Below are 17067 nucleotides of genomic sequence, written 5' to 3'. Positions count from 1 at the left end.
GCCGCGATGTGTTCGCTGTGCCGCATCACCCGGCGCGCCGACGAGATCAGCATGTTCACCGCGCCGCGCGCAGGGCAGCCCGGTCGCGACGGCAACACCGTCGGCACGTACCTGTGTGACGACCTGGCATGTTCGCACCTGATTCGCATCCTGCCGCCGGCGCATCCACTGCAGCCTGACCCTGAACAGTTGCTCGCCGGCCGCATCGAGGGTCTCAACTCGCGACTGCAGGCGTTCACCGCCAGCGTGATGAAGCCCGCCTGAGCAGTCGCGGACACCGACGGAGCCGGATGCTGCGCGTGGGGGTGCGGCGTACTCCCGCCCCCGGTCCCTGTCCCGCCCTGTTCTGCCCCTGTCCATGTCCTGCCCCTGTCCATGTCCGAAATGACGGAACTCTCAGCGGCTATACGCGCCACAGCGGCCGCACCGGAGCCGACGGAACCGGAATCTCCGTCATTTCGGACGGGAACGGAGACGGGAACGGGAACGGGAACGGGAGCGGGAACGGGAGCGGGAGCGAGAGCGGGAGCGAGAGCGGGAGCCGCTGCCGCTGCGGGTGTGGCCGCGGCCGCGGGCGGGACGTCCGCGGACACGCCCAGGCCGGGGTCACCCGCACTGCGACGAAGCCTCAGGCGCTGGCGCCGGCCGCCTGCCGCGACACCTCGCGAGCAATTGGAGGCAGCACCTTCGCCATGTACGGGCCCCAGAGCAGCCTGACAATGAGCGCCACGATCCAGCCTCGGCCGGGTTTCCCGAAGAACGTATAGGTCCAGCTGATCCGGGTGCCCGACTCGAGCCGCTCGAAACGCCACTCGGCTCGAGCACTCGCGACGAGCATCCCGAACAGCTTCTGAAAGTCGCTGAGCTCGTAGGCGAAGTAGGTCGGCGAGTCGGTGTCGGTGATCGTCTCGATCACGTGTCCGCCGTCCGACAGCATCAACATCCTCGTGCGACCGATCGTGTCCCAACTGCCGGTTTGGTGATGCACAGCCTTCACGGCGGGCAGAACCCCGGACCTGGGGTAGAAGTTGGTCGGGTCCAGCGGCCCCGAGATCTCGTACGTCTGCTTCGGAGTGGCCTGTGCCACCGCCACTGCCGTTGCGCTCGTGCCAGACATGATGGTCCCCTTCGATTGACTGCTCTTCGTAGCAGCGCATCACTTCGACGGGGCCACTCACCAACAAATCGCGTGGCGGATCGACCGAACGCTACCAGCCCGTCGGGCCACTCGATCCGGCAGGGTACTCCTCGAGTTCTACCGCATTCTTGCGCCACGCCGCCAGTGCCGGGGCGACGATGCGCCAGCACTCCTCGGCAACGTCGCCGCGGACCGACAGGGTCGGGTCACACTCCAGGATGCCCGCAAGCACTTCGCCATACGCGTTCAGCTCACCGGCACCCAGGTCTGCGTGCAGGATGCTCGGCTCCAATGTGAACGGATCACCCTCGCCATTGATCATGAGGTCGAGGTCGAGCGCCGCCGGCTTCATCGACATTCTCAGCCTGGACGGGGCGGATGCTCCCGTCAGCCCGCCCGGCAGGTGCGGCACATCTCTAAAGGTCACGATGACCTCCTGTCGACTCTCGCCAAGCGCTTTGCCCGAGCGCAGAATGAACGGCACACCCGCCCACCGCCAGTTCGCGATCTGAAGTGTGACCTCGGCGAGGGTTTCGGTGTCGCGGGAGGCATCCACCCCCGCTTCGTCGGTATAGGCCGGCAACGTGCCACCGGCACCGTACCGCGCTCGGCGGCTGGACGAGCCGTTCTTCGTTTTCATACTCGTCGCCCTGAGCACCTGGGCCATCGCACCACGAAGGTCGTCGGCGTCGAGACTGGCCGGGGGTTCCATCGCGGCGAGAGCGAGTACCAGCAGCAGATGGCTCTGGATCATGTCGACGAGAGCGCCGGCCTTGTCGTAGTATCCAGCGCGATTTTCCAGGGCGAGAGTTTCGTCGAAGACGATCTCGACCTTCTCGACATGGGGGGCGGAGAACAGAGGCTCGAAAATCCTGTTCGCAAAACGAACCCCGAGCATGTTCAGTACCGTGGATTTGCCGAGGAAGTGGTCGACGCGAAACAGCTGCTCTTCCGGGAGCATTCTCTGCAGGAGCCTGTTGAGCAACTTCGCGCTTCGCAGATCGGTTCCGAACGGCTTCTCGAGGGCGAAGGCGATGCCCTTGGGTAGCGGCATCGTCGACAGCGTCGTGCAGGCCATGATCGTCACGGCCGGGGGCAGGGCGAAGTAGAGCGCGATTCGGCCGGGGGAAGCGGCGAGGACGGCGGCGAGGTCGGACTCGCTTGTCACGTCGGCCTGAAGGTAACGCGACTCCTTCGTGATCGCCGTGCCGAGGCTCGAGGGGGTTGCGGCGAACGCCTGTGTGACCTTCGCGCGCCAGTCGGTCTGGCTCAGCTCACCACGATCCACCCCCACGAGGTTGATCGAACTGCCCCTGGTCGAGGCGAGCAGCGACGAGAGCCCGGGAAGCAGCAGCCGGGAGGTCAGGTCGCCGTTGGCGCCAAGGATGATCAGGGTGTCAATGCGATCGGTCACCTCGCCGACGATACTCCCCGGCACCGTGCAGAATGGATGCCATGACCTCAGTACTTCGTCGAGTCCGCCGCGCCGCCATCGTGATCGCCGTCGTGCTGGTGCTCGCAGTCACCGCCTTCGTCTTCTACGCGAGCATGGTGATGGCGGGAGACCGCGGTGCCGCGATCAAAGCCTGGGAGAACCCGGCGGTGTCGATCAGCTCCACGGATCACTCGATCGTGATGATGCCCACGGGCGAGGCATCCGGCACCGGCCTCGTTTTCATCCCCGGAGCCAAAGTCGACCCGTACGCATACCTTTATAAGCTGTCGGGAATCGTCGAATCCAGCGGCGTGACAGTGGTCATCACCAAGCCCACTCTGAATCTTGCGTTTTTCGACCAGCGACCGCTGGCGCTGTTTCAGGATGACGCTCCCACCGTGAGTCGCTGGTTCGTCGGCGGGCATTCCCTCGGCGGGGTGCGCGCGTGCCAGCTCGCCGGGGCCCCCGGCGACGGCGCCGAGGTCGCTGGACTGGTCTTATTCGGCAGCTACTGCGCGAACGACCTGTCGTCGACAGGCCTGGAAGTGCTGTCTATCGGCGGCAGCGAGGACGCACTGAGCACCCCGGAGAAGATCGAGGCGGCGTCAGCACTGCTGCCCGACGACGCCCGTTTCGAACAGGTCGATGGGCTCAACCACGCCGGATTCGGTGACTACGGCGCGCAACCCGGAGACGGAGTTTCGACTCTCGGCGACGACGCGGAGCGAATGGAGATCACCGTTTTGGTGCGGTCGCTACTGGGGACGAACCCCCGCTGAGCCACGCCGCCCTGCCACCCGTATTGGCGGCAGCGGAGAATGCCCATGTATGGATACGGTGTGCACATGCAATTGTCGCGAGACGTACTCAGCATTGCCGCCCAGGGCGACATTGACAGTATGCTCGCGGCCGCCCTTCGACTGGCGCAGTCCCGACTCACCGACTCCAGCGCCTTCGACCCGTTCGCACTGGTCACCGATCTTGAGGGACGACTGCTGTCGGCGGAGGTTGACCTTGCGGGACTGGGTAAGCATCCAGAGTCAGCGCACATAGCCGAGGCGATCACTGTCCAATTGCGCACGGTGGCGTCGACTGCCAGGGCGAGTGCCATCATCGTCAACACCCGACTCAGCGAACGGAAGACCGATGCGGTCGAGGTGAGGCTCGAGCATCGCGAAGGTGTTGCGCTGCTGGTGCTCCTTCCCTACAAACGGGCGCGTTTCGGTGGAACGATCGACTTCGGGGACCTGATGCCATTTCCAACGAAGCAAGAGATCTTCGCCTGATCGCTGCCCGCAGGGTGAGCGGGCTGTCGCGCAGCGGGCCCCTCACAGAGTGGATGCCTATGCTCGGCATATGGAGAACTCGCACAACCGCCCTGGCCTCGGCCGCATCGAACCCGGGCCCGGGCAGGAGTCGGTGTGGGACTATCCCCGGCCGCCCCGCGTCGAACCGACCGCCGAGCGCATCGTGGTCACGCTGGGCGGTACGGTGATCGCCGACACGACCGATGCGATGCGCGTGCTTGAGACGAGTCATCCACCCGTCTATTACCTGCCTCGGTCCGCGTTCACCGAGGGCAGCCTCGTGGCCGCCGCCGGCAGCAGCTTCTGCGAGTTCAAGGGTTCGGCGAAGTACCTGTCGGTAGTGACTCCGGATGCCACGGCGGAACGTTCGGCGTGGTACTACCCGAGCCCGTCCCGAGGGTTCGAGGCGCTCGCTGGCCGGGTCGCCGTCTACCCCTCGGCCATGGACTCCTGCCAGGTCGCCGGAGAAACCGTCCAGGCGCAGGCCGGAGACTTCTACGGCGGCTGGATCACGTCCCGCGTGGTCGGCCCATTCAAAGGCGGGCCCGGCACCGCCGGCTGGTAGCGACCCGCGGGTCAGCCCTCGACCAGCGCCTGACGAACGACCCGGCGCAGCACCTTCCCCACGATGTTCCGCGGCAGTTCATCCACCACTTCGATGCGCCTGGGCACCTTGTACGCGGCCAGTCGCGCTTTGGCCCACTCACGCACCTCGACGGGGTCGATCGCGGCGCCGGTCGCCAGCACGACGACGGCAGTGACATCCTCGCCACCGGAGGGGCTGGGCAGGCCGATAACCGCGGCGTCGGCGATGGCAGGATGCGCAAGCAGCACGGCCTCGACCTCGCTCGGCGCAACGTTGAATCCGCCGGTGATGATCAATTCTTTGATGCGATCAACGATGGTGACGAAGCCATCGGCCGACACTGTCACGATGTCTCCGGTGCGCAGCCAGCCCCCGGCCAGCAGCGTCTCGGCGGTGTCGGAGGGGCGGTTCCAGTACCCGGCGAAGACCTGAGGACCGCGGATGAGCAGCTCGCCCGCGTCGCCCACGCCCCTGTCGACCGTCGGATCGTCGGGGTCAACCACCCGGATCTCCGTGCTGGGAAAGGGCACTCCCACGGTGCCGGGGCGACGGGAGGGGCCGATCGGGTTGCCGAGCGCGACCGGCGAGGTCTCGGTCATCCCATAGCCCTCCACCAGCAGCCCCCCGGTCGTCTTCTCCCAACGGGTCACCGTGTCGACCGGCAGGTTCATGGCGCCGGAGATAGCGAAGCGGATGCCACGGAGGCTGACCTTGCGAGCCTCCGCGGCGGTCACCAGCCGATCATAAATCGGTGGAACGGCCGGGAGGAATGTCGCCGGCGACGTGCGCATGGCATCGAGCACTAACTTTGCGTCAAATTTGGGGAACAGCACCAGTCGAGCGCCCATGCTCATCGCGAAGGTCAGGCACAGGGTGAGCCCATACGCGTGGAACATCGGCAGAACACCGTAGAACGTCTCTTTGCCGGGTCTCAGGCCCGGCACCCAAGCCTCGCCCTGCATCGCATTGGCCCTCAGGTTCGAATGGGTCAGGATGGCGCCCTTCGGTGAGCCGGTGGTGCCGCTGGTGTACTGCAGCACCGCAATATCGCCGAGCGCCGGGCCGGGCACACGATGGTTTATTCGAGCCGTCGTGATCAGGGCGGCCCAGTCCAGAGCGCCCGTCACCGCCCGACCGACGGTCAGCGCGGCGCGTGATTCGCGCGCTTTTTTTACGGGGAGCCGCAGGGCGGTGCGGGTGCGCAGCGACATCGACCTCGTGACATCCACGGAGATGACGGTGCGCACCCCAACGTCATCCGGAAATCCGACCACGGTTGCGGCGATCTTGTCCCACACGATGGCGACGGTGGCGCCGTGATCCTCGAATTGGTGGCGCAATTCGCGCTCGGTGTAGAGCGGATTGTGCTCGATCGCGATGGCACCGACCCGCAGGATCGCGTAGAACGCCACGATGTGTTGGGGGCAGTTAGGCAACACCAGGGCCACGCGATCGCCGTGCTGCACGCCGAGCTTATGTAGCGCGGCGGCCATTCTCGCGACCTGTTCGCCGAGCTCGGCGTAGGTGGTCTCCGCGCCGAAGAACTCCAGCGCAACACTGCGTCGGTATCGGTGAACCGACACGTCGAGCATCTCGACCAGCGTCTGCGTGGGGGTGTCTATGTCCGCGGAAACCCCCTTGGCGTACGACTCGAGCCAGGGCCGGGAAGTGAAATCAGTCATCAATCGCATTCTGCCTTACCTGGGTGCCAGTGGGTACCGGATGGTTCGGAACCCTAAGACCGGGCGACTGCCCGCCGCGTACGCTGCACCGCTGCCTCGCACCGAGAACGCCACTTCTGCTGGGTCCAGCTGGGTTTAGGCAGCAGAAGCGGCGTTCTCGGCGCGAGCGGTGGCGGGAAATTGGGCAGGTGGTGACGGGCGCGGCGCGGCGGCGGGCACGGCGCGGTGACCGGCGCGGCCTGGTGACGGGCGCGGCCCGAGGTGGCGGGTGGAAGTGCGGTACGGGCTCGGCGCGCTGCGGCAGGACACTGCGGCGGGAGAAACCGACCGGTCCGTGACTCCGTGTGGGCGCTGGCAGAATGGTCGGGTGCCGAACCCGCCCGCCCCGCAACCTCGCAGCGTGATGGCAGCGGACGGTGTCGCCATTGCAACCTACGAATTCGGCGACCCCGACGCATCCACAGTGCTACTGGTTCACGGTTTCGCCTCGAGCGGTCTTGGCAACTGGAATCTCACCGGTTGGGTTCGCGACCTGCTGCGCGCCGGCCGGCACGTGATCGCCATCGACCAGCGCGGCCACGGTGCCAGTGATAAACCGCACGACCCGGCGAGCTACACCATGCAGATCCTGGCAGACGACGTGCTCGCCGTGCTCGACACCTTCCTGCTCGACGAGGTGCAGTATGTCGGATACTCCCTCGGCGCCCGGGTCGGCTGGAAGGCCGCCCGCGAGTACCCCGAGCGCATCACGACCGCGGTGCTCGGCGGCATCCCCGATGGTGATCCGCTGACCCGCTTCCAGCTCGATGAGGCCCGGCGTTTCATTGCGGGTGGTGCTGCCCCGGATGACCGGCTCACGGCCACGTACCTGCAGATGGCCGCCGGCATCCCGAACAACGACCTCGCCGCTCTCGTTAGTCTGGTCGAGGGAATGCGCGACGGGGAACAACCCACCGTGGATAACGCTCCATCGCAACCGCTACTGTTCGCGACCGGAAGTGACGATCGCATCATCGAGAAGTCACGCGCGCTCTGCGCAGCATCGCCGGACGGCACCTTCTTCGAAATCCCCGACCGAAACCACTTCAACGCCCCGACTTCCCGCGAGTTCAGGGCGGCCGCGGTCGCCTTTCTCGAGGCCCATCCCTCAGATCAGTAGACAGGTCGGGCCGCTGTCAACCCTCGGCGCTAACTTTCGCGCCTGAATAGAGTGGGGTGGTGCGTATGAAACCCAGGCCTGTGCCAGAAGAGACCACGACCCGTCCCACGCTTCGGAGCATGATGTCCGACCGGCTCGGCGCGCTCAGCCTGCGCAGCGGCCAGATCATCGTGGTGGCGCTGCTCTCGGTCGCCATTGTGTTCGTGCTCGTCCAGCTGAAGCTGGTGGTGATCCCCCTGCTGATCGCCATCATCCTGGCCGCGGCGGCAAGCCCGGTGATCATGTTCATGCGCAAGCGGGGACTGCCCGCGATCCTGGCGACCTGGATCACCCTGGTGGCCGCAATCGCGATCTTCGGCGGCATAGTCACGCTCATCGTCTTTGCCGTGCGGGGCCAGTGGGACACCCTGGCCGCCTCGGCGACCAAAGGCATCGATAAGGTACAGAACTTTATCGAGAATGGCCCGATCCCGATCGACCAGGCTCAACTTGATTCGGCACGAAACACGGTGGTCGACTTCCTCACCAGTGCGCAATTCGGATCGGGTGCGGTGGCAGGGGTGTCTGTCGCCGGCGAGCTCATCACGGGCGCCGTTCTGATGATTGTGATCCTGTTTTTCTTCCTGAAGGATGGCGACAAGATCTGGGCGTTCTTCCTGCGTCCGTTCTCGGGGCACCGGCTCGCGCGCGGCCGCCGCGTCGGTCACACCGCCGTGCGCACGCTCGGCGGCTACGTGCGGGGAACCGCCGTGATCGCCTTCGTGGATGCCTCGGCCATCGGCATCGGACTCGCCATCCTTCAGGTTCCGCTGGCACTGCCACTGGCGGTGATCGTCTTTCTCTTCTCCTTCATCCCGATTGTCGGCGCGACCGTCGCCGGGGCATTGGCAGCCCTCATCGCGCTGGTGGCGAGTGGACCATTAACTGCCCTGATCGTGATCATCATCGTGATCGGGGTCAACCAACTGGAGGGCAACTTCCTGCAGCCGGTCGTGATGGCCCAGTCACTGAAACTGCATCCACTGGTCATTTTGCTTGCCCTGACCGCCGGCACCATCGTGGGTGGAATCGTCGGCGCAGTGCTCTCCGTGCCCATCGCCGCGGTCACCTGGGCGATCATCAAAGTCTGGAACGCGCCCCAGGCCGCAGCGGTGCTGCCCGCTACGAAGCGCCGCTGAAGGCGCCGCTCGGCAGGTCTTTTTCACCGTCGATGATCGCCCTGACGATGCGCGCGGCCACCGCCTCGGGTGCAAGACCCGCCGAGAACGCGGGAGCGGTTCCCTCGAGAGGATGCGTCGACAGCGCAGTCTCGGTGTGACCCGGCCGCGCATCGATGATGCGGATGGATGCCCGGCGCAGCTCTCGCGACGCGGCCTGGGTGAACGCCGCCAGCGCCGCCTTTGAGGCCGAGTATGCGGCGAGGCCGGCGGTAGGAGACTCGGCGACCACTCCGCTGAGCGTCACCACGAAGGGCGCGCCGCCAGACTGTGCCGCCGCGGCGAGGTGAGGCGTCGCGGCGCGCACCAGGCGCACGGGGGCGAGAGTGTTCACGTCGAACAGCTCGCGCAGCGTGGCATCCGACACCTCACTCGCCGGACCGAACGCGACAACGCCGGCCGCGATCACCAGCCCATCTAGCCTGCCGTGCACCGCGGCGGCGGCCTCGATGAGGGTGGCCGCCGCGCTGTCGTCGCGCAGGTCGGCTGCGAGAGTAGCCATTGTTCGGCCAGAGCGAAGCACGATCGCGCCCGCCGCTTCCAACTGTTGCGACAGCAGGGAACCGAGCCCGCCCGTCGCTCCGACAACCAACACCACTGACCCGCTGAGATCTGCCATAGTGCGACACTATGCGCATCGGCGTGCGAGCAAAAGCCCACGACGCAGGAAGCCAGATTGCCAAGCGACGGCAGGCAGGTCAGACTGGCCCGATGGCCGAACCGACAGACACCCGCGTTGCCGTCTACATCGACTTCGACAACATCGTGATCTCCCGCTATAACCAGCTTCACGGGCGAGGCAACCGGGTTCAGAAGGTGAAAGATCTTGACCCGAGGGATCCCGCCACCTCCCGACTTCTCGACGAAGCCAAAGTCGATCTCGGGGCCGTGCTCGACTACGCGTCCTCCTTCGGCACGATCGCTGTCAGTCGGGCCTATGCAGACTGGTCGGTCGCCGTCAATGCCGATTACAGCCGCCAGCTGATTGAGCGCGCCGTCGACCTGGTGCAGTTGTTTCCCACGGTGGCCTCCGGCAAGAATGGCGCAGACATCCGCCTCGCACTGGACGTGGCCGAAGACCTGTTCCGCCTGCCGCACCTCACCCACGTGGTGATCGTGGCCGGCGATTCCGATTACATCGCACTCGCGCAGCGCTGCAAGCAGCTCAATCGCTATGTGGTGGGCATCGGGGTCGCAGGGTCGACCAGCCGCGCCCTGGCCTATGCCTGCAATGAGTTCAAGGACTACGACGCGCTTCCCGGCGTGACGGCGCCAACGCCGACCACCTCGACCGAGCCGACCGAGCCGAAGACGCGCAGGTCGACGAAACCTCGCAGCGAAAAGGATGTCGCGACTGACCTTCTCGTGCGCGCCCTGCAACTCGGGCAGGAGAAAACCGACGACGAGTGGCAGTCGAGCGCTGGGATTAAGAGCCAGATGCTGCGCCTCGACCCGACCTTCCAGGAGCGCGCGCTCGGCTTCAAGACGTTCACCGACTTTGCGCAGTCGCTCGAGAAAATCGTTGAACTCGACAGCGGCACCACCAACAGAAAGATCCGCCTCCGCACCAAAACCTGATCGCGGCCCGGAGCGTCACCCCGGTCTCCACGTCGCCCCGCACCCGTTGGCGGGAGTTAGCCACCGTCGGCGGGAGTAGCGAGTCCCGCCACCCGTGAGTAACTCCCGCCGCAGAGAGAACGACTCCCGCCGTCGCGGGCCCGGTGCGTCAGACCTGGCCCCAGTAGCGGCGACGGAGGATCGTCCGCTCCACCAGTGTCCACGTGGCGGTGGTGGCGAGATACAGGGTGGCCGCCAGCGGCACGACGGCAGCAAAGACCAGCGTGAGAAACGGCAGCCACGAGAGCACCGCGTTCAGGCGAACCGCGGCCGGGGCATCCACTGGCTGAAGGGCAAGGCGAAGCGCGATGCGCCGCGAGATCCAAGCGACGACCGCGATCACGATGAGCAGTGCGGCAAAGACGGCGATGCCGGGCCAGTTAATGCCGGTGGTGATGAGGGATGCGCCCAACGGCACCCCGCCGATGGTTGACGCGAGCAGCGCGTTGGCGTGGCCCCCGATCGTGCCGCGGATGAAGAGCGCATACACGAGCGAGATCACGGGCGCCTGCAGCAGCGTCGGCAGGATGCCCGCAAACGGACTGACGTTCTCGGCCTTGTGTAGGGCCATCGTTTTTCGCTGCAGCAGTTGCGGATTCTTCTTGTATTTGCGCTGCAGTGCCTGCAACCGGGGGGCGAGTCGACGCCGCGCCCACTCGGCTTTCACCTGCGAGATGCCGACCGGGATAAGAAGTGTTCGCACCGTCATGGTGAGCACGACGACGGCTATCGCCGCGCTGGCGCCGCCTGCCAGCGGGTGAAGCAGTGCGGCAATCGACTCGACGAGCAGGTACGCGGCGTCGAGTAGTTGGGCGATGAGAGGAAGGGCAAAAGGGTCCACAAGGGGGTCCTGACTGTCGAAGCGGAGGGGTGGGTCGAACGACCACGCAGCATCCGCCTCGGGAGAACCCGGCGGTCTGGGCTACGCGGCTATCCCCTGCGACGGCGCCCTCGTCAAAGGCAAACCTGCGGTTGAGGGATGACGCGGCGCGGGCATCCCGCTCAGCGCTTCGCGATGTGCACGCGCCCGAGATCCGACCGTCACCTCGAGTGACCCGACAACGACCGCGGCACTGCGAACAGCCGATAACAGCAGCACCGCAGCGACTCCGACGATGACGAACGTCTGGGGTGACTCCTGTGAGATCGCGAGCGCGATGACCACGAGTGTGGCCATCATGACCAGTCGCTCATACAGGGTGCGCATCGTGGCCCGAGTCTATAGGCGATGCGCGAGTCAGCCCAGCTCTACCCTGGTTCCTTCGCCGAAGGTAGCGGCATCCGCGTCGGTCACCATCGCGAAGGCGCCCACGGGCACTCCCGGAAGCTGGATGAGGTCGTTCGCGGCCCTGATCAGTGAGTCTTCCGGGGCCCCGGCGAGGAAGAACACGTAGTGGTCGCTCCACTCCTCCGAGTCGTCATACATCGTGGCGCCGTCGTATCGGGGAGTCTCATCGAGCTGGGCGACGAACTCGGTGACGTCGTCGATCCAGGGAAAGGCGTAGTCGCCATCCTGAAGGTCAGCGGATTTTACCAGTGGAACGTGCACTTCGACAACGAGTTCGGCCATGCCACCACTGTATTGCCGGGCGCGACGGTCCACGTTGTGAATGCACACTGTGCCCCCTCTTCCGCTGCTCCGCTGCAATGTGTACAGTGCTCACATGGCTACCAAACTCAATCCGTACCTCGGCTTCAAGGATAACGCCCGTGAGGCCATCGAGTTCTACCGCTCCGTCTTCGGCGGTGAACTGACCCTCAACACCTTCGGTGAGATGCACGCGAGCGACGATCCGGCAGAGGTCGACAAAATCATGCATTCCGAATTGGTGACGCCCGGCGGGCTGACCCTGATGGCGTCCGACACACCCAGCTCGATGGGGTACAACCCGGGCGACACTATGTCGGTGTCGCTGTTCGGCCAGGACGAGGCCGAGCTGCGGGGCTACTGGGAAAAACTCTCCGATGGCGGCACCGTGACGGCTCCTTTCGAGCAGGCGTCCTGGGGCGCGATGTTCGGTATGTGCATCGACCGGTTCGGAGTGAACTGGATGGTCAACGTCAGCGAATAGGGGCCGCGGAGTAACGGGGCAGCAGTTCGCGCGGCGCTAACATCTCTGAATGACGCGCATCCACGGCATCCTGAACTCGTGGAACGACGACCGCGGGTTTGGGTTCATCACCCCGGCGGGCGGCGGCAAGCGGGTTTTCGTGCACATCTCGGCATTCACTCGGGATGCCCTCCGCCCCGAAATCGGTGACATCCTGTCATTCGAGCCGAAGAAGGCGGCCGACGGTCGAGTGCAGGCTGTCGCCGTGCACGGCCCGCGCGGCACGCCACGCTCACGCCCGTACCCGGCGCTGGTGGGCTACCTCGTGATCGCCGCCTTCGTGGCCGTCGCCTTCTCCCTGTCGACCCTGTGGCCGATCTCTCGCTGGTTCGTCGCCATCTTCGTCATCATGAGCGTGGCATGTTTTGTTGCCTACGCGGCGGATAAGTCGGCGGCCCGGGCCGGTCGGTGGCGGGTGCCCGAGGTGACCCTCCTGCTGCTGGGCATTTTGGGAGGCTGGCCCGGCGCGGTTCTTGCGCAGCAATGGCTTCGCCACAAGACCCGCAAACCGAGCTTCCTGGGGCCATTCTGGGTAACCGTCGTCATCAACACGATCGCATTCGCGCTGCTGAGCCCGCTGCCGCTCGGCGACCTGGTGGCCGGCCTGCTTTCACGGTGACCGCGCGGTGTGAGAAGTGCTGGCGCGTGTTTGGATAGGAGCAGTGATCCACTACGACCGGAGCCAGCATGCCAGCACCATCCCTCGCCGATAAAGTACCCGACCTGACCGGCCGGCTCGCCATCGTTACCGGCGCCAACAGTGGGCTGGGTTTCGGGCTGACCGGCAGGCTCGCTAAGGCGGGCGCTGAGGTGATTCTCGCGGTTCGCTCGGTCGAGAAAGGTGCGGCTGCAGTGGATCGAGTGCGTCGCGAAATGCCTGCCGCAAAACTTGAGATCCGGATGCTTGATCTGGCGTCCCTCGACAGCGTCGCGGCGTTCGCCGCCACCGTGACGGCCGACGGCCGACCGCTCGACATCCTCATCAACAACGCCGGGGTGATGGCGCCTCCGAAGCGCATGACCACTGCTGAAGGTTTCGAGCTGCAGTTCGGCAGCAATCACCTCGGGCCCTTCGCGCTCACCGGGCACCTGCTCCCTGCGCTCCGCGCCGCCGACCATCCCAGAGTGACGAGTACGAGTAGCCTCGCGGCTCGAGCGGGTCGACTTAATTGGGATGACCTGCAATCCCTGAATCGATATGTGCCGTTTGGGGCATATGGCCTCTCCAAGCTTGCGAACCTCATGTTTGCGCGCGAACTGCAGGTGCGCAGCGATACGGCCGGCTGGGGAATCACCAGCACGGCGGCCCACCCCGGCGGCACCGCAACCAACCTGCAGGTGGCCGGTCCGCGGCAGGGTCGAGAGCTCTCCGGCTTCACGACCTGGGTAACTAAGACATTCTTCCAGCAGATACCCGAGGGGATCCTGCCGTCACTTTTCGCGGCAACGAGTCTGGATGTGACGCCCGGCGCCTATTACGGCCCGAACGGCTTCCTCGAGATCCGCGGCCCGGCGACCCTGGCCCATGTACCCCGTCGGGCTCTGGACGCCGCAGATTCCGCGCGGCTGTGGACCGTCTCGGAAGAGTTGACGGGGGTCACCTACGGGTAAGGGCGCAGCCCAGCAGGACCAGCCGAACGGAAAGCCCACAGTCGCCGCTGTCAAGGCCTCGCATCTGCCTGCCCAATTCTTCTACCGTGGAAACATGGCAGATCTATCAGCAGGAGACAGGGTCAGCTGGGCCACGTCCCAGGGACGCACGCGCGGCACGATCGTCGAGCGAAAGGTGAGCGACTTCGAGTTTGCCAACCAGAAGTTCACCGCGTCATCCATCGAACCCGCCTTCATCGTGCAGTCCGAGAAGACGGAGGCGAAAGCGGCGCATAAGGGCAGCGCGCTGCGCAGGCTCTCGAGTTAGGGTCACCCCGTTGCCGCTCCCCTGCCCCGGGGGTACCGTGAGGCATGCCATTCGACCCCGATGAGTATCGCGAAGCACTCGACCGCGCGCACGTGCACACCAGCGCGTGGCTGGCCTCCATTGCCACCCGCCCGGTGCGCCCCAGTGAGACCGCCGACGAACTGGAGTTCGGCATCCCGCTGCCCGACGGCCCCACCACCGCGGCCGCAGTCATCGACGAGCTGGCGAGCAAAGCCGAGCCTGGGCTGATGGCAATCCCCTCCGGCCGCTTCTTCGGCTGGGTGATGGGGGGCACGCTGCCAGCGGCGCTGGCCGCCGACTGGCTGGTCAGCGCCTGGGACCAGAACGCGGGCCTGCGCTACGCCACCCCCGCCGCGGCCGCCATCGAAGAGGCCGCAGGCAGCTGGCTGCTCGACCTACTTCACCTGCCGACGTCGGCCGCAGTGGGTTTCGTGACGGGCGGCACCACCGCAAATATGGTCGGCCTCGCCGCCGGCCGGGGCGACGTGCTTCATAAAGTGGGCTGGGATGTCAACGCCCACGGTCTTCAGGGAGCCCCACAGGTCACGGTGCTGGTGGGCGCCGAGGTTCATGCAAGCGTCGAACTGGCCCTGCGCTACCTCGGCCTCGGTCTGCCCCAATTGATCGACGCCGACGCCCAGGGTCGAATGCGACCGGATGCCCTCGCCCTCGCTCTCGCCGAAATCGACGGCCCCGTGATCGTCGCCCTCCAGGCGGGCAACCTGCACTCCGGGGCGTTCGACCCCATGCGCGATTGCATCGAGATCGCCCACGAAAATAGCGCGTGGGTGCACGTGGACGGCGCCTTCGGACTGTGGGCCGCGGCCAGCCCTCGCTGGGACGTCGACCTTGATGGTCTCGACGGCGCCGACTCCTGGGCCACCGATGCCCATAAGACCCTCAATGTTCCCTACGACTGCGGCGTTGCGATCGTTGCCAACCCCGGCGCCGTCCGCACGGCCTTCGGCATCCACACCAGCTATCTGATCCAGGCTCAGGATGGGCCGCCAGACCCCTTCGAGCTGGTGCCCGAGATGTCGCGACGCGGGCGCGGTATTCCGGTCTGGGCAGCACTGCGCTCTCTCGGGCGCAGGGGCGTGATCGACCTCGTCGAGGGCCTCGCCGTGAATGCGCGAGCCCTCGCGACGTCTCTGGGTGCACTCGACGGGGTCGAGGTGCTCAACGACGTCGTCTTCACCCAGGTCTGCCTGTCGTTCGGCTCCGACGAGCGCACCCGTGAGGTCACCCAGGCGCTGATTGCCGACGGCGAGGTGTGGATGTCCGGCTCCCGCTGGGCGGGCCGCGACGTGCTTCGCATCTCTGTCAGCAACTGGTCGACGGATGCCGAGGATGTGGCGACCTCAGTGGCCGCCGTGCGCCGCGCGATGGAGACGTCCATCGCCCGATAGAATCGGCTACATGACGTCGGCTCAACTGTTGCAGGGTGGCATTGTCGTTGAGCATGTGAGCAGGTCGTTCGGCCAGGTTCGTGCCGTGAGAGACGCGAGTTTCGCTGCCCTGCCCGGCACCGTCACGGCCCTGATCGGCCCGAACGGGTCGGGCAAGACCACGCTCATGCTGATGCTCGCTTCGCTGCTGCGGCCAGACGGTGGGAGCATCCGGATCGCAGGTTTCGACCCGATGGATGCCACCCCCGAGGTGCGATCGCGGCTGGGCTGGATGCCGGACGTGCTCGGCTCATGGGCGAACCTGAGCGTGCGCAGCACCCTCGAGTTCACCGCCCGCATGTACCGGATGGACAGGTCGGCGGCGGCACGTCGCGCGGCGGAGCTCGTGACCCTGGTCGATCTCACCGAACTCGCCGACAGCCCCACCCGTGTGCTGTCCCGGGGGCAAAAGCAACGACTGAGCCTTGCGCGCTGCCTCGTCCATGACCCCGAGGTGCTGTTGTTGGACGAGCCGGCGTCCGGGCTCGACCCCGGAGCTCGCGCGCAACTGCGCATCCTCGTGCGCCGGCTCGCGTCGGAGGGAAAGACACTGCTGGTCTCCAGCCACGTGCTCGCCGAACTCGACGAGATGGCCGACGGAGCCGTCTACATCGAAGCAGGTGTGACCGCGTCCGCCGAGGCCCTCGCGCGCAGTCGGGCCAGCGCGCGACCGTGGCGCATCCGAGCAGCGGATGTGGAGGCCCTGCGCGCGGCTCTCGAGACCGCGGGAATCGGGCGGGACGAGATTACCGTCGACCGCGCAGAACTGGTGATTCCGCTTGCCGGTGAGGCCGCGGCATCCACATTGCTGGCCTCCCTCGTCGGATCAGGCGTGGCCATCAGCACGTTTGCACCGGCGGTCGGCGATCTCGAGCACACCTTCCTCGACCTGAGCACGGGAGATCCGGCATGAGCGCGTTCATCTCTAGTGTCGGGGTCATCCTGACTCTCGAACTGCGCCAGCGTGTGCGCACCGTCAGCTGGTACGTGCTGATCGGGGTGTTCATCGCCCTCATCGCAATCGTCACCGTCGTGCTCTCGATCGCACTGAACGGATTCGGGGCAAACGACTCCGGAGGCGCCGGAATCTATTCGACGATCATCTACTTCGTGCTGCTGCTGGGCACCCTGGTAGCCCCCGCGCTGAGCGGCAATGCGATCAATGGCGATCGGGATGCCGGCACCCTGGCGACCACACAGGTGACACTGATTACCACCTGGCAGCTGATCACGGGCAAGTTCCTCGCCGCCTGGATCACCGCTCTGGCGTTCCTTGCGGCGGCGGTGCCATTCCTGGTGTATTCATCGATCGTCGGCAAACTCGCTCCGGGGGCGATCGCGGTGTCGATTCTCGTGCTCGCGATCGAGCTGGGCGTCGTGGCGGCCATCGGTGTGGGGCTTTCCGGACTTGTGCCGCGGCCACTGTTC

21 protein-coding genes are annotated in these 17067 nt (G+C 66.0%); 14 read left to right on the top strand and 7 right to left on the bottom strand.

Annotation, left to right across the window (positions count from 1 at the left end; genetic code table 11):
* Positions 1–264, top strand: a 264-nt coding sequence (locus RMN95_RS02555; protein ID WP_309615394.1) for an FBP domain-containing protein, incomplete at its 5' end; no start/stop codon positions are given.
* Between the two features lie 364 nt (positions 265–628).
* On the opposite strand, the gene RMN95_RS02550 is transcribed toward RMN95_RS02555, so the two are convergent.
* Entirely contained in the window at positions 629–1117 is a 489-nt protein-coding gene (locus RMN95_RS02550) for an SRPBCC family protein (RefSeq protein WP_309615393.1), read from the bottom strand.
* Positions 1118–1208: 91 nt separating this feature from the next.
* Positions 1209–2552: a glucose-6-phosphate dehydrogenase gene (locus tag RMN95_RS02545; RefSeq protein WP_309615392.1), complete on the bottom strand. Its 1344-nt coding sequence runs from the start codon at positions 2550–2552 to the stop codon at positions 1209–1211.
* Positions 2553–2593: 41 nt separating this feature from the next.
* Between RMN95_RS02545 and RMN95_RS02540 the strand changes: the two genes are divergently transcribed.
* The 3 genes from RMN95_RS02540 to RMN95_RS02530 all read left to right on the top strand — a co-directional run bounded on the left by RMN95_RS02540 (position 2594) and on the right by RMN95_RS02530 (position 4445).
* Complete coding sequence (locus RMN95_RS02540) at positions 2594–3352, top strand: alpha/beta hydrolase (protein ID WP_309615391.1); 759 nt, start codon at positions 2594–2596, stop codon at positions 3350–3352.
* Between the two features lie 66 nt (positions 3353–3418).
* Positions 3419–3859, top strand: coding sequence for a hypothetical protein (locus tag RMN95_RS02535; protein ID WP_309615390.1), 441 nt, complete (start codon positions 3419–3421; stop codon positions 3857–3859).
* Positions 3860–3929: 70 nt separating this feature from the next.
* On the top strand, positions 3930–4445 hold the full coding sequence (locus RMN95_RS02530) for a DUF427 domain-containing protein (RefSeq protein WP_309615389.1): 516 nt from the start codon (positions 3930–3932) through the stop codon (positions 4443–4445).
* An 11-nt stretch (positions 4446–4456) separates the two neighbouring features.
* Here RMN95_RS02530 and RMN95_RS02525 read toward each other — a convergent pair whose 3' ends face one another.
* Positions 4457–6148 (bottom strand): long-chain-fatty-acid--CoA ligase, encoded by a 1692-nt coding sequence (locus tag RMN95_RS02525; protein ID WP_309615388.1) that lies wholly within the window; start codon positions 6146–6148, stop codon positions 4457–4459.
* A gap of 367 nt (positions 6149–6515) precedes the next feature.
* Here RMN95_RS02525 and RMN95_RS02520 point away from each other — a divergent pair, with 367 nt between their 5' ends.
* Positions 6516–7307 (top strand): alpha/beta hydrolase, encoded by a 792-nt coding sequence (locus RMN95_RS02520; protein ID WP_309615387.1) that lies wholly within the window; start codon positions 6516–6518, stop codon positions 7305–7307.
* A 119-nt stretch (positions 7308–7426) separates the two neighbouring features.
* Positions 7427–8485, top strand: coding sequence for an AI-2E family transporter (locus RMN95_RS02515; protein ID WP_309615386.1), 1059 nt, complete (start codon positions 7427–7429; stop codon positions 8483–8485).
* Here the strand turns inward: RMN95_RS02515 and RMN95_RS02510 are convergent.
* Positions 8469–9143, bottom strand: coding sequence for an SDR family NAD(P)-dependent oxidoreductase (locus tag RMN95_RS02510; RefSeq protein WP_309615385.1), 675 nt, complete (start codon positions 9141–9143; stop codon positions 8469–8471). The genes RMN95_RS02515 and RMN95_RS02510 overlap by 17 nt on opposite strands.
* A 92-nt stretch (positions 9144–9235) precedes the next feature.
* Between RMN95_RS02510 and RMN95_RS02505 the strand changes: the two genes are divergently transcribed.
* Positions 9236–10102: an NYN domain-containing protein gene (locus tag RMN95_RS02505; RefSeq protein ID WP_309615384.1), complete on the top strand. Its 867-nt coding sequence runs from the start codon at positions 9236–9238 to the stop codon at positions 10100–10102.
* A 148-nt stretch (positions 10103–10250) separates the two neighbouring features.
* Here RMN95_RS02505 and RMN95_RS02500 read toward each other — a convergent pair whose 3' ends face one another.
* The 3 genes from RMN95_RS02500 to RMN95_RS02490 form a co-directional block, all read right to left on the bottom strand.
* Positions 10251–10982, bottom strand: a complete 732-nt coding sequence (locus RMN95_RS02500) for a membrane protein insertase YidC (protein ID WP_309615383.1) — start codon at positions 10980–10982, stop codon at positions 10251–10253.
* Positions 10983–11063: 81 nt separating this feature from the next.
* Positions 11064–11348 (bottom strand): hypothetical protein, encoded by a 285-nt coding sequence (locus tag RMN95_RS02495; RefSeq protein ID WP_309615382.1) that lies wholly within the window; start codon positions 11346–11348, stop codon positions 11064–11066.
* Between the two features lie 30 nt (positions 11349–11378).
* Entirely contained in the window at positions 11379–11711 is a 333-nt protein-coding gene (locus RMN95_RS02490; protein WP_309615381.1) for a hypothetical protein, read from the bottom strand.
* A 94-nt stretch (positions 11712–11805) separates the two neighbouring features.
* Here RMN95_RS02490 and RMN95_RS02485 point away from each other — a divergent pair, with 94 nt between their 5' ends.
* The 7 genes from RMN95_RS02485 to RMN95_RS02455 form a co-directional block, all read left to right on the top strand.
* On the top strand, positions 11806–12213 hold the full coding sequence (locus tag RMN95_RS02485; RefSeq protein ID WP_309615380.1) for a VOC family protein: 408 nt from the start codon (positions 11806–11808) through the stop codon (positions 12211–12213).
* A 49-nt stretch (positions 12214–12262) separates the two neighbouring features.
* Positions 12263–12871 (top strand): cold shock and DUF1294 domain-containing protein, encoded by a 609-nt coding sequence (locus tag RMN95_RS02480; protein ID WP_309615379.1) that lies wholly within the window; start codon positions 12263–12265, stop codon positions 12869–12871.
* Between the two features lie 68 nt (positions 12872–12939).
* On the top strand, positions 12940–13863 hold the full coding sequence (locus RMN95_RS02475; RefSeq protein ID WP_309615378.1) for an SDR family oxidoreductase: 924 nt from the start codon (positions 12940–12942) through the stop codon (positions 13861–13863).
* A 94-nt stretch (positions 13864–13957) separates the two neighbouring features.
* Positions 13958–14170 carry a DUF2945 domain-containing protein gene (locus RMN95_RS02470; RefSeq protein ID WP_309615377.1) on the top strand — a complete coding sequence of 71 codons (213 nt, stop codon included), beginning with the start codon at positions 13958–13960 and terminating at the stop codon, positions 14168–14170.
* Between the two features lie 44 nt (positions 14171–14214).
* Positions 14215–15600, top strand: coding sequence for an aminotransferase class V-fold PLP-dependent enzyme (locus RMN95_RS02465; RefSeq protein WP_309615376.1), 1386 nt, complete (start codon positions 14215–14217; stop codon positions 15598–15600).
* 10 nt (positions 15601–15610) lie between these two features.
* Complete coding sequence (locus RMN95_RS02460; protein ID WP_309615375.1) at positions 15611–16552, top strand: ABC transporter ATP-binding protein; 942 nt, start codon at positions 15611–15613, stop codon at positions 16550–16552.
* Positions 16549–17067: ABC transporter permease (locus RMN95_RS02455; RefSeq protein ID WP_397545228.1), on the top strand; the 519-nt coding region annotated here is incomplete at its 3' end. The genes RMN95_RS02460 and RMN95_RS02455, both read left to right, overlap by 4 nt.

The sequence above is a fragment of the Salinibacterium sp. genome, from assembly GCF_031364185.1.
In the GTDB taxonomy this organism is placed as follows: Bacteria; Actinomycetota; Actinomycetes; order Actinomycetales; family Microbacteriaceae; genus Rhodoglobus.
This window is presented reverse-complemented; position numbering and strand designations above follow the sequence as displayed.

Bases quoted from the DNA above. Each gene is read 5' to 3' on its own strand.
- RMN95_RS02550 (WP_309615393.1), bottom strand. From the start codon at position 1,117: ATGTCTGGCACGAGCGCAACGGCAGTGGCGGTGGCACAGGCCACTCCG.
- RMN95_RS02540 (WP_309615391.1), top strand. From the start codon at position 2,594: ATGACCTCAGTACTTCGTCGAGTCCGCCGCGCCGCCATCGTGATCGCC.
- RMN95_RS02535 (WP_309615390.1), top strand. From the start codon at position 3,419: ATGCAATTGTCGCGAGACGTACTCAGCATTGCCGCCCAGGGCGACATT.
- RMN95_RS02530 (WP_309615389.1), top strand. From the start codon at position 3,930: ATGGAGAACTCGCACAACCGCCCTGGCCTCGGCCGCATCGAACCCGGG.
- RMN95_RS02525 (WP_309615388.1), bottom strand. From the start codon at position 6,148: ATGACTGATTTCACTTCCCGGCCCTGGCTCGAGTCGTACGCCAAGGGG.
- RMN95_RS02515 (WP_309615386.1), top strand. From the start codon at position 7,427: ATGATGTCCGACCGGCTCGGCGCGCTCAGCCTGCGCAGCGGCCAGATC.
- RMN95_RS02510 (WP_309615385.1), bottom strand. From the start codon at position 9,143: ATGGCAGATCTCAGCGGGTCAGTGGTGTTGGTTGTCGGAGCGACGGGC.
- RMN95_RS02505 (WP_309615384.1), top strand. From the start codon at position 9,236: ATGGCCGAACCGACAGACACCCGCGTTGCCGTCTACATCGACTTCGAC.
- RMN95_RS02495 (WP_309615382.1), bottom strand. From the start codon at position 11,348: ATGCGCACCCTGTATGAGCGACTGGTCATGATGGCCACACTCGTGGTC.
- RMN95_RS02490 (WP_309615381.1), bottom strand. From the start codon at position 11,711: ATGGCCGAACTCGTTGTCGAAGTGCACGTTCCACTGGTAAAATCCGCT.
- RMN95_RS02485 (WP_309615380.1), top strand. From the start codon at position 11,806: ATGGCTACCAAACTCAATCCGTACCTCGGCTTCAAGGATAACGCCCGT.
- RMN95_RS02480 (WP_309615379.1), top strand. From the start codon at position 12,263: ATGACGCGCATCCACGGCATCCTGAACTCGTGGAACGACGACCGCGGG.
- RMN95_RS02475 (WP_309615378.1), top strand. From the start codon at position 12,940: ATGCCAGCACCATCCCTCGCCGATAAAGTACCCGACCTGACCGGCCGG.
- RMN95_RS02470 (WP_309615377.1), top strand. From the start codon at position 13,958: ATGGCAGATCTATCAGCAGGAGACAGGGTCAGCTGGGCCACGTCCCAG.
- RMN95_RS02465 (WP_309615376.1), top strand. From the start codon at position 14,215: ATGCCATTCGACCCCGATGAGTATCGCGAAGCACTCGACCGCGCGCAC.
- RMN95_RS02460 (WP_309615375.1), top strand. From the start codon at position 15,611: ATGACGTCGGCTCAACTGTTGCAGGGTGGCATTGTCGTTGAGCATGTG.